Consider the following 11990-nt stretch of genomic DNA (forward strand, 5'->3'; position numbering starts at 1 on the left):
TTATGTCGGAACAAACAGCATTGTATACTCATTTGAAAAAACTGGCCAGAGAACTCGAAGGAGAGTGCCGCTTTGACCAGCTTTACCGCATTCTTTATGCTACCGATGCTTCGGCTTATCGTGAATATCCTCAGGCCGTTGTACTTCCACGTAATGAAAGCGACATCAAAAAACTGCTTTCCTTTGCACGTGCACACAAAACTTCACTCATTCCGCGCGGAGCCGGTACTTCGCTGGCAGGTCAGGTAGTAGGAAAAGGAATCGTTGTTGATGTTTCAAAATACATGAACCGGATTCTTGAGTTCAACGCCGAAGAGCGTTGGGTAAGCGTGGAACCGGGAGTGGTGTTGTCTGAATTGAATCAGTATCTGAAACCTTATGGACTGATGTTCGGACCCGAGACCTCGACAGCCAACAGGTGTACCATGGGAGGGATGCTCGGAAACAATAGTTGCGGACTTCATTCGCTGGTACATGGAAGTGTTCGGGAACATATTATCGAAGTGGAGACCCTGTTAAGCGATGGTTCTAAAGTAACTTTTGGTGAATTAGATAAGGATAGTTTTGAGAAGAAATGTGCGCAGGATGATCTTGAAGGCAGAATTTATACGCAATTGGGTGAAATACTTGGAAACGCGCAAAACAGAAGCGAAATTGCTGCTCAGTATCCTCATCCTTCGGTACCTCGTCGCAACAACGGTTATGCCCTCGATTTGCTTGCTGCTGCGGCACCATTTCGTGAGGACGGAGAAAAGCTGAACCTGGCTAAATTACTAGCCGGTTCGGAAGGAACACTGGCTTTTACGCTTTCGATGAAACTCAATCTGGTAGAAGTGCCTCCGGCAGAAAAAGCGGTACTGTGTGTTCACTTCGACCGGCTCGAAGATGCCTTCCAGGCCAACCTGCTTGCTTTAAAATACCAGCCATCGGCCATCGAGCTGATGGATAAAACCATCATGGATCTTACCCGTGAGAACATCGGACAACAGCGTAACCGTTTCTTTATTTCCGGCGACCCGGAAGCTTTGCTGATCATCGAACTTTGGAGCGACAGTCGTGAAGAGATCATATCGCGTGCAGCCTCCATTGAAAAGACAATGAAGTCACAGGGTTATGGATACCATTTCCCGCTGATTTGGGGCAGTGACATCACACGGGTTTGGAATCTGCGAAAAGCAGGTCTGGGGGTTCTTTCCAATCTGCCAGGCGATGCCAAACCGGTTTCAGTGGTAGAGGATACCGCCCTGCCGGTAAAAAAACTTCCACTATTCTTAAAGGATTTTAAAAAATTGCTCGATGAACTGAAATTGAAAGCGGTTTATCATGCTCATATTGCTACCGGAGAGTTGCATTTGCGACCGGTACTCAATTTGAAGGAGCAGCACGATGTTGTACTTTTCCGCAAGATGGCCATTGAAACGGCCCGGCTGGTAAAAAAATACCGGGGTTCGTTAAGTGGTGAACATGGCGACGGACGACTACGGGGTGAATTTATTCCTTTCATGTTGGGAACCAGGGTGTATCAAATGTTGAAGGAAGTAAAAGCCTGCTGGGACCCCGATTACATTTTCAACCCCGGCAAAATTACCGATACACCACCGATGCACGACTGGCTGAGGTATGAACCAGGTGCTGAAACCCCTGAACTGAATCACTATTTCGATTATAAAACGACCCTGGGCATGGCGCGTGCCATCGAAAAATGCAATGGAAGTGCCGATTGCCGTAAATCGGAACTCAGCGGGGGAGTGATGTGTCCCAGTTTTATGGTCACCCGCGATGAATTGCATTCAACCCGCGGCCGGGCCAATATTCTGCGCGAATTGATTACCCGGCCTTCGGAGCTTCACTGGGCCGATCAGCATGAAGTAATGGATGCACTCGATTTGTGCCTTTCGTGCAAAGCCTGCAAAAGTGAATGTCCCTCGGGAGTCGATATGGCAAAGTTGAAGGCCGATTTTCTGCAAAATCATTACGATGGAAATCCGCTGCCTTTCAGATCGCGGCTGATTGCCTGGTTTCCTTTGTTGATGGAAATGGGCGTCAGTTTGAATCCACTGTCGAATGCAATTCTTTCTTTTCGGCCAATGGCGATGTTGATAAGCCGGCTCAGTCGTTTCACCACGAAACGACCTTTACCCCGTTTGTCGGCACATTCACTGCGAAAATGGAATAAACATCACCGGTCGGATGGTGGGCGTACCCGAAAAGTGTATCTTTTCAATGATGAATTTCTGAATGTAACGGATGCTGAAATTGGCATTAAAGCCATTCTTTTACTTGAAAAACTGGGATACGAAGTAGTAATTCCAAAACATACCTACAGTGGGCGTTCTTTTCTTTCAAAGGGACTGGTAAAGAAGGCGAGGAGCCTGGCACGAAAAAATGTAGAATTGCTGAAAGATATGATCAGCGAGGAAAGCCCCCTTCTTGGGATTGAACCATCGGCCATTCTATCGTTTCGTGATGAATATCCCGAACTGCTTTCGGGTGAGCTGAAAGCTGCTGCAAGCCAACTGGCCGAAAACTGTTTCATGTTTGATGAATTCATCATGAGAGAAGTTAAAAAGGGCCATATCAGCAGTGAACAGTTTACGCAGGATGTTTGTGAAATCAAGTTACACGGCCATTGTCATCAAAAGGCACTGGCCACTACGGCTGCTTCAGTGGGGATGTTGCAACTGCCTGTCAATTATAAGGTAAGCGAAATCCCTTCGGGCTGTTGTGGCATGGCCGGATCGTTTGGTTACGAAGCCGAACACTATGAGATCTCGATGAAAATTGGAGAATTGGTACTTTTCCCTGAAGTACGTAAAAGTACACCGGAAGTAATTATAGCAGCACCAGGTACCAGTTGTCGCGACCAAATAGAACATGGTACAGGTCGTAAGGCTTTGCACCCTGTCGAAATCCTGTACCATGCACTGAAATAATCGCTAAGGCCTGAAAGCCTGTCGATTATTTATTTAACGATCTTTTGGGCCAATCAGATCCATCAGATCTTCTTCTGCTTTTGGGCTAATGCCTGTTTTCACATCAATCACTTCGAGGAACGATGCCATTCCCCTGATGCCATAGCTGCTTCCAACAAATACAATTTTTTCTTCCTCGTTGATGGCTCCTTCCTTAACCAGGCTTTTCAAACAAGCCCTGATGGTTTTGTCACGATTCTTTTTAGGTTCAATCAGCGAAGCAAAAATACCGTACGAAAGTGCCAGTTCACGCATCACCCTTGGGCGGTAGCACTTGGCATATACCGGCATTTCACCTCTGAACGCGGCAATGTGTCGGGCATTGTGACCCGAAAGGGTATCGGTTACGATGGCAGAGGTATTCATGTCCTCAGCGGCTTTAATGGCAGTTGCACCAAGAAAATTTGAGGTGTTGAAGTTAATGGGTACTGAGATGTCGTTGCGCTTGTCTTTGTTCTTTTCAACTTCAATGGCCACTTTGTTCATTACCTTTACTGCCTCGACTCCGTATTTTCCATAGGCGGTTTCACCACTCAGCATGATGGCATCGCAACGATTGTATACCGCATTGGCAATGTCACTTACTTCAGCCCTTGTCGGACGCGGATGTTCAATCATGGTGTGAAGCATTTGGGTCGCCATAATGACTGGTCGTTTGCGTTCGATGCATTTCTTTATTAACATGCGGGCTACCGATGGAATTTTTTCTGCAGGAATTTCAATCCCCAAATCTCCGCGGGCAATCATTACACCATAGGTATGATCAAGAATTTCATCGATTTTATCAACACCTTCCTGATTTTCAATTTTAGCGATAATCTTTATAGGACTATTGTGTTCATCCAGAATCTGCTGAATGTCAATCAGGTCTTCCTTGTTGCGTACAAAGGAATGAGCAATGAATTCAATGTTGTTTTCAATGGCAAACAGAATGAAATCCCTGTCTTTTTCGGTGAGCGAAGGCAGCTTAATGCTTACTCCCGGAACATTGATACTCTTGCGGTTTTTAATTATACCATTGTTGGTTACCTCGGTATGTAAAAAATGTTCATCCTTGTCTTTTACTTCCAGTTCAATTTCACCGTCATCAATCAGTAAGCGGGCACCTACATGAACATCGCGAACAAAATTGGGATAATTAACATGTAAACAGTCTGTTTGCTTTAAATCACCGCTTACTTTAATTTTATCACCAAAAGTAACCTCTATCTCCTTTTCAAGCTGAATGGTTCTGACTTCGGGCCCTTTGGTGTCAATTAAAAGGGCAATTTTGTCGGACACAGCCCTTACATCATTCATTATCTTTGTTGCACCTTCACGGTTAATGTGCGCAGTATTCATACGCACCACATTCATTCCATTGTCATATAATTCCTTAATGTACTTGTAATCACTTTTCCAGTCGGAAATGGTTGCAACAATTTTTGTTTTCTTCATTTCAAAATTAATTTAATTGAACGAAAAGGCGTCCGTTGTTGATGTATAATAATTTGAATGTCAGTATTTTTGTTGTTGATATAATCGTTCTTTTCCTGAACAAACAATGAGTTCACCGCCTATTTCTGCTAAATTTACTGCACAAAATTAATTATTTGTGGATTCCTTTGTCTATTTACACCTTAAAATAAGATGAATTGCTTCTACTACTAATAAACTGTTAAATTTACTTTTTGTTAATGCACGATAAAAATGTTTCGTCAAAAAACGAAGTTCAGCTCTTGAATTACAATTAAATATGATGAACCGATTACTTAAAATTCCGATGTTTCTCCTTTTTGCCCTGTTCATTGTTGCAGGACTTGCAGCACAAAATATCAATCCGGATAACAATGAAATTTTTTCTGACCAGTTCATGAGTAGTATTCACCTTACGCTCTCCGAATCGGATAAGGATGCGCTGATTTACCCTGATGATCCGAATGCAGCTATTTATTATCCGGCCGAAATCAATATCGAAAACCGCTTAATTGACACGATCATCACTCCCGTTGGTGTGCGCATAAGAGGAAATACCTCAAGGGGTCACGTGAAGAAATCGTACAAGATTGATTTCAAGGAATATGGTGGTGAACAGTTTTTGAAATTGAAGAAGCTGAATTTAAAACCCAATACCAACGATCCGGCTTTGGTTCGCGAAGCCCTTACCTGGATGATGTACAGGAAAATGAATGTGCCGGCAGCCCGTGTTGGCTTTGTCGAACTGTATATGAATGATGAATACCGGGGAGTGTACCTGAATGTTGAAAACATCGACGATGAATTTGTCGACCGCCGTTTCGGCAATGAGTCGGGTAACCTTTATAAATGTAGCTGGGGTGCAACATTGGCTCCTGATAGCAAGGTTTATAATGATCGAATCTATGAGCTGAAAACCAACGAAACAATTAACGATCGTTCTGATTTGGAAAATCTTATTACCGCAATAGCTGCCATTGAAAATGATGGAGACACTGCCCTGATTGAGCGTTGTCTGGATGTAGATTCTTACCTGCGTCAACTGGCTGTTGAATCGATGACAGGGCATTGGGATGGCTATTCTTTCAACACCAACAATTACTATCTGTACAACATCGGGGGAGCCGGGCGTTTTGTTTTTATTCCCTATGATCTTGATAATACCTGGGGGATTGACTGGATTGGCCATGACTGGGGAATTGAAAGTATTATCTCGTGGTATTCTGAAGCACTGGAGGTGCCACTCACAAAAAATATACTGTCGGTACCAGCTTATTTTAATCGCTACCTCCTTTATGTTGAAGAATTAATGACCTGGTTGAATAACGATTACCTTGAACCTGTTTGGCAATACTGGAAAGAAATGTTGTTGGCTTCGGTTGTCAACGATGGTTTTTATTCACTGGCATTTGGCTACCAGTATGATGATTTTTCCGAAGCTTATACTCATGCTTTTGGAGGTCATGTTAAATATGGAATAGGATCTTACATCGACAAGCGCCTGCTCAATACGCAAAAACAGTTGCAGCATCTGGGGTTGAATAAAACGGAAACGAATCGTTTCGCTGTTTATCCTACTTTTTCAAACGGAGTGGAGCTGCATGTAAGGGGTTTAAACGATGCAAAAGCAATAAAGATTTACGACCTCAGTGGTAAGTCCATTCCTTTTCATGTTAATGAATCACAGCTCATTTTTTCACCAGCACTCGAGCCGGGCATCTATCTTGCAAGCAGTCAACAACAGGTGCTTCGTTTCATGGTCAGGCCTTAACCAAGTCGAGCGTGCCAAGGGGCACCTGCATTTTTTGGGCCAGCAAGCGGGCTTTTTCAAAACTATCGAAGCGTGCTACTATCTGAAGTGCAAAGGGGATGGCAATGCCCATGCCTTTTCCGGTAATAATGTTGCCATCGCTAACCAGGTAGTCGTCGACGATGTTGGCTCCATGCAGTTCTTTTTCGAAACCAGGAAAGCAGCAAGCCTTTTTACCTTCAAGCAACTTTTTGTGTCCCAGTACCAGTGGAGCAGCACAAATCGCTGCTAAAACTTTTCCTGCCTTGTTGAATTTGATCAGTTCGTTTGCCAGTCCGGTATGGGCATCAAGATTAGAAGCTCCCGGCATCCCGCCTGGAAGGAAAAGCAGGTCGAATTCATCATAGTGAGTTGCTTCGAATAGCTGATCGGCTGCTACAACAATGGCATGCGATCCGCTTACCTGTTGGCTGCCTGTTATTGAAACGGTCGTTACTTCGTAGCCTGCTCTTCGCCAAATATCTACCGGGGCAAGCGCCTCCACTTCCTCAAATCCGTTGGCCAGATGTACTGCAATTTTTTTCATATCGCTTAACTATGGAATTCACTTCAAAATTAAAAATCGAATTATGGTAGCATGGTAATGCACACAGGTTGTGACAAAGTAAGTGAGTTGCCTGTATAGTGCAATGCACCACTTTGCTCATCGATGCGGTAAATGCTAATGTTGTTGCTGTTACGGTTGGCAGCAAGTAAGTGTTTGCCCGACGGACTGACTGCAAAGTTGCGGGTCCAGTCGATGTTTTCCTTGCAAAATGCGGTCCGTTCAAGTTCCATATTTGTTTTGTCTACCTTAAAGGTAACAATGCTGTTGTGTCCTCGGTTCGAGGCAAATAGCCAGTTCCCGTTGGGGCTGTAATGAATGTCGGCGCCTTTGCTGAATTCCTTAAAATCGTTCGGCAGCGTAGGGTAGGTAGCCAATAGCACGGAGAAACAACCCGTTTTGTCGGGTGTGTAAACCGACACGGTATTACTCAGTTCGTTAATGACAGCCATGGCTTTTCCTGAAGGATGAAATGCCATGTGCCGTGGTCCGTGACCGGGTGCTGTAATGAGTTCGCGGTACAAGGTAAGCTGACCATCATTGATGGTGTAAACATATATTTTATCAGCGCCCAAATCGGCCGAGTAAATGTATTTTCCTTCAGGTCCGGGTACGATGGAGTGGGCATGAGGTCCTTCCTGCCGGTCGCTAACGGGGCCTGTGCCTTCATGTTGGTAAACTGAAGCTGCAGAACTTACTTTTCCATCCTTATTAATAGGGACAGCTATCACATTCCCGCTTACATAGTTGGCTGCCAGCACCACCTGGTTTTTATCGTCGAATGAAACATAACAGGGGCCTGAACCCTGAGTAGAAAAGGAATCAAGTGCCGTGAGATTACCATTTTCGGCGTTGATGCGATAAACCATTACCATTCCATTGCGTTGCCCGCTCTCGCTGACACTCAGCAGTAAATTGCCATCATGCCCAATCGATTGAAACGATGGATTTTTGAGTGCTGCACTTGTTTGCAAGCCGCTGATTTCGCCGCTTTCATCATCAAACGCTGCCTGATAAATACCATGGCTGCCCTCGCCCGTATAGGTGCCCAGGTAAAGGGTAGTTTTGTTGCTTTGATTGCTTTGTTCAGTCGTTGTGTTTTCCTGTTTGTTTTTTATTCCGCAGGCCGTTAAAACGACCAGCATGAGAAGGAAGCTTGCTTTCATGTGTTTATGTTTTCTTAAATTGTTAATTATCTGTATTTAAATAATTGTAAAGATAGGAAAATTGGGGGCTCAGCTTTCCATTTTTTAATAGCGTTCCTCTTTGAATGATGGCTGAAGGTGCTTTAGCAAGGAGCTCGGGGATGATGCTTTTTTTAAGTGCCTGAGAAAAAGCAAAAGAGGCATCGCGTGGCAAAGCATCGGGCAGATTGCCAATGGCCATTACAGTGAGGTGTTTGTCGGATGAAAAAGGTGGTTTTTCGCTTGCCAACTGAGGATCGAAGTCATAAAAAGGTGCTTCGTGCGTACTTTCCCTGATGGTACTTGCAATGGGACCATTTAGATCGCAGCTGATGTCGGCAATAATTTTTAAATGCTGGTTTAGATCGCGTAAATCTTCGATGCTTAGATAGGGAGGTGCACCTTGTTGCCAATAATGGGCAGCAATATAAACATCGGCAGCCCTGGCATAGTGTGCAAATATACTATGATATTCCTGTGGGTTTCTCTTGAAGTGGGTTTTGTCAAACGACAGCTTTTTATTGTGAACTAAGTAATGTTGATGTTTTAAACGGCAGAAAACCGGACAATCAAAAGTATCATTGGTAAATTGAAGGGGTTCCACTTCCCTGATTCCGCACATTTTCAACGTTTCAACAACACCGTTTGAAGAAAGTCCACGTCCGCTAATCAGTATTTTGATAGGACGAAGCCTGAGTGCAGCAATTTCATTGATCATCGATAAATAATTGCCAGCTTGCTTTGCCGTTGGTAGCTGAAATTGTCCGCTTCGAAGCCCCAGAGCCTGAAAAGCATAGTAGGTGCCCACAATGCCTGCCCAATATCCAAAAGCTGAAAGCCGTTTGCCTTTATCGTTTCGAAGGTATTCATAGTCGATTAATGTAATCTCGTTTTCAGCAAGTTGCCTCAGATAGGCTCCGCGACCTTGTTGTTGCTTGGCAACATGGGCAAAAAACAGATAGGTTTTTCCGGGAATGAGTTCCTGGGGCTCGATGGCTTTTACGCCCAGCAGAATGTCGCAGTCCGAAAGATCGTTGCTTACTTCAATGCGCTCTTCGCGGTATTGCTTGTCACTAAAGCAGCGCGAAGGCGAGGGCTGGATCTTGATTTGAAGTGAAGGGAATTGATCCATCAGTTGCCTGGCATGCAAAGGTGTAAGCGCTACGCGATGATCATGGTAACTGTTGGTTTCTTTAACGATTCCTATCTTCATATATCTCTGTCTTTCGATGCCACTTCACTATACGTATTCAACCAGTACTTTTTTAAAGAATTTTTGTTCGAGCAACTTCACAATTCTTTTCACAACTGTTTTCCTGATTTCGATTTCAACTGGCTGATCGGGGTCGTGATGAGCCCAGTTAATGCGGGTACCCACCAGTAGGTGGATGATGTCGTGCGATAGCAGCATTTTAACAATTTCTTCGGCGGGCGAATCATACAACCTTGTTTCACTGTTGTGATTTTCGAGCAGTTCTTCTACCTTTCCAATGGTAAGAATTCCTTCAGTAACCAGATCAAAACCTTCGAGTTGTGATACTGGCGGAAGGGTAGGGTCAGCATGGTGCAACAATGTTTTGATCTTGAGTTTCATTTCGCGTGAAATGATTTCGGCTGTTGTTCCTCCGCATATTATTTTTGGCCCTTTGAAATCCTTGATTCGCTGTATAAAACCGCTGTCCTTTACCTTGTAAAAAGGAGGTCCGGTAATGAGCATGGTTTCGCGTGGCTCTCTGAAATACACTACACCGCAACTGGTGTCATCTTTCAGATCGTAAGCATCGTTGGTAAGTGCCCGGTTGACTATTTTTCGGGTAAGCTTGGTTGCTGACAGTTTGGGCTGATTTTCAATTTGTTTTACGATGAAATCGAAGACCTGTTCGTTGCCCCATCCCATGTTGAATTTTAAGGTGCCAATGCCCGATTGACTTACACCGTCGGTGAAGAAAACGATGCGGTCTTCTTTCATGGCATAAAACTCCTGACAACGCAATATTTTACCACTGTTGCCGGCTCCTCCTACTTTCAGTTCATAAATCTTCGAGGGTCTGAAACGTTTGTTCCCCCGCAGAATGATCACCGGAGGATTGTCATAATTGATAATTTTGACCAATCCGTCTTTCTCAATTTCAATCACGGTAAAAGTGGCGTAGCTGGGCTTGTCTTCCGATGATGGTAAAACATCCATGATGATTTTGGCAGCTATTTCAGGTTTGGTGTGAAAACTCGAATAGTTCAAGGCCATGGTTGCAGTGAGTGTTGCCAGTACACTGGCCTTTATGCCATGTCCAATTCCGTCGCTCAGCACCAGTATTGTTCGACCTTCTTCAGAAAACTGACGCGTAATAAATACATCACCGCTTACTTCTTCCCCTTTGGGGCAAAGCTGCTGCATTTCAATTTCGGTATGGAACTGTGTCAGGCTCATTGTTTTTTATTCATTATCGTCGACATCGTATTTTTGCGATTCAATGATTGAATTCAGCAACTCTTCGGTTTGTGCTGCATTTTCTCCCAAAAGGAAAGCAATTTCCTGCACTGTTTTCATGTTTTTACGATTCACCTGTCGGGCCCTTTCAATAATTTCGGCCCGTTCAAGCATGGGAGCCGACAGGTCACGAATAATGGCTCCCGCGATTTTGTTGCGGTGGATGGTCATTACATTGATTGAAAAAAGACGGTTCTGAAACCTGATATCCCTTTCAAGCCGGCTTTCACCCGAATCGATAATCGAGCGGAACATATTTACAATTACTTCGGGGACCAGCATGTCGAGTTCGGCTCCGTGCAAACCCGGTATGGTTTCAAAAAGCTCTTCATTTTCTTCGCCAAACATGCGAGCAAAACCAATGTTGCTTTCAATAATTTTTAATTCTTCATCAACAATTACAATGCCTGCCCTGATTTTTTGAAGCATGGTTGCTGCAATTCGCTTTTCTTCCTCGGCCCTTTCCAGTTTGTTTTGGGCTTTCTTTCGCTCAGTGATGTCAATAATTGAACTTACGATACCGCTTATTTCAGTGCCGTTTCTCCGCATGGCTGCTTTGTTGATGATTACATCCCGCAGATCGCCATCGGCATATTTTAAGCGGGTTTCATAAAACTGATCGCTGCCATTGTTTAAAGTATCACTGTCTTTGAACAGTAAAACATCGGCCTGTTCGAATGGAAAAATATCAATCAGTTTTTTCCCAATAATTTCTGCCTTGCTGATACCTGCTATACGTGTAAAAGCCGTGTTGCATGCTTTAATGATGCCATCGGCCCTTTTACAAAAAATAGGAATGGGAAGTGAATCAACCACCTGGGCATACAATCCGCTTGTATCACTGTATTCTGTTTCCTCAATTTGCTTAGTCATTGTTGTAGTAATTGATCGATGGATGAAAAATAGTCAATTCCCGGCAATAATTGAAAATTGTTTACAATTTCGTGCAAGCTGAAACAGTCAGAAGTACTTCATATCGATTAATGTAGATATTACAATGTAATACATTGGCAAGATCATTTAAGCTGTTTTGGATTAATGTTATTTTTAATATGCATAATTACAGTTTGTTAGGCGATTTTTCCTGTTCTGTTTTCGTTTGTTTCTTTTCCTATTTAGACTATTAATAAATTGATTTTATTGGTTGAAAGAGTGTGCTATTAGCATTAATTTTGGCCCATCAAAATGAGCTATGAAGTTAACAGAGGTGATTGAGATTGTGAATGCAAGCGTTGTTGCAGGAAATCATACCAACAGGTTTGTAAAAAACGGATTTTGTTCCGACCTGATGAGTGATGTGCTCACCATCGATACAACGAATATGTTGCTAATTACCGGCATGGCCAATGTACAAACAATGCGTACCGCCGAAATGGCCGATGTACATTCAATTTTGCTGGTTCGCGGCAAAAAAGCAAGCCCCGAAATGATTGAGTTAGCCTGTGAGAACGGGATGGTGTTAATGGAAACCTCTATGTCGATGTATTTTACTGCCGGCAAACTGTTTGAAGCCGGATTGAAACCTGTTTATTAGAAT

9 protein-coding genes are annotated in these 11990 nt (G+C 43.7%); 3 read left to right on the plus strand and 6 right to left on the minus strand.

Going from position 1 to position 11990, the window contains the following annotated elements; all coding sequences use genetic code 11:
* Nucleotides 1-2 precede the first annotated feature (2 nt).
* Nucleotides 3-2933: an FAD-binding and (Fe-S)-binding domain-containing protein gene (locus FHS86_RS06620; RefSeq protein WP_429412190.1), complete on the plus strand. Its 2931-nt coding sequence runs from the start codon at nucleotides 3-5 to the stop codon at nucleotides 2931-2933.
* A 33-nt stretch (nucleotides 2934-2966) separates the two neighbouring features.
* Here the strand turns inward: FHS86_RS06620 and pyk are convergent, their stop codons facing one another.
* The gene (pyk, locus tag FHS86_RS06625) at nucleotides 2967-4409 is read right to left on the minus strand and encodes a pyruvate kinase (protein WP_429412191.1); all 1443 of its coding nucleotides are present in this window, start codon (nucleotides 4407-4409) and stop codon (nucleotides 2967-2969) included.
* Nucleotides 4410-4710: 301 nt separating this feature from the next.
* Here pyk and FHS86_RS06630 point away from each other — a divergent pair, with 301 nt between their 5' ends.
* Nucleotides 4711-6198, plus strand: a complete 1488-nt coding sequence (locus tag FHS86_RS06630) for a CotH kinase family protein (RefSeq protein WP_429412192.1) — start codon at nucleotides 4711-4713, stop codon at nucleotides 6196-6198.
* Here FHS86_RS06630 and FHS86_RS06635 read toward each other — a convergent pair.
* The 5 genes from FHS86_RS06635 to FHS86_RS06655 are packed head-to-tail and all read right to left on the minus strand — an operon-like array spanning nucleotide 6188 to nucleotide 11326.
* Nucleotides 6188-6763, minus strand: coding sequence for a DJ-1 family glyoxalase III (locus tag FHS86_RS06635; RefSeq protein ID WP_429412193.1), 576 nt, complete (start codon nucleotides 6761-6763; stop codon nucleotides 6188-6190). The genes FHS86_RS06630 and FHS86_RS06635 overlap by 11 nt on opposite strands.
* Before the next feature lie 41 nt (nucleotides 6764-6804).
* On the minus strand, nucleotides 6805-7947 hold the full coding sequence (locus FHS86_RS06640; RefSeq protein ID WP_429412194.1) for a lactonase family protein: 1143 nt from the start codon (nucleotides 7945-7947) through the stop codon (nucleotides 6805-6807).
* 22 nt (nucleotides 7948-7969) lie between these two features.
* A complete protein-coding gene (locus FHS86_RS06645; RefSeq protein WP_429412195.1) occupies nucleotides 7970-9178 on the minus strand; it encodes an NAD(P)-dependent oxidoreductase in 1209 nt (402 codons plus the stop codon).
* Between the two features lie 27 nt (nucleotides 9179-9205).
* Complete coding sequence (locus FHS86_RS06650) at nucleotides 9206-10393, minus strand: SpoIIE family protein phosphatase (RefSeq protein ID WP_429412196.1); 1188 nt, start codon at nucleotides 10391-10393, stop codon at nucleotides 9206-9208.
* A gap of 6 nt (nucleotides 10394-10399) precedes the next feature.
* The gene (locus FHS86_RS06655) at nucleotides 10400-11326 is read right to left on the minus strand and encodes a PAS domain-containing protein (RefSeq protein WP_429412197.1); all 927 of its coding nucleotides are present in this window, start codon (nucleotides 11324-11326) and stop codon (nucleotides 10400-10402) included.
* A 319-nt stretch (nucleotides 11327-11645) separates the two neighbouring features.
* On the opposite strand from FHS86_RS06655, the gene FHS86_RS06660 reads away from it, so the two are divergent.
* Nucleotides 11646-11987, plus strand: coding sequence for a DRTGG domain-containing protein (locus FHS86_RS06660; RefSeq protein WP_429412198.1), 342 nt, complete (start codon nucleotides 11646-11648; stop codon nucleotides 11985-11987).
* Nucleotides 11988-11990 lie beyond the last annotated feature (3 nt).

The organism is Roseimarinus sediminis, from assembly GCF_050433125.1.
Lineage (GTDB): Bacteria > Bacteroidota > Bacteroidia > Bacteroidales > Prolixibacteraceae > Roseimarinus > Roseimarinus sediminis.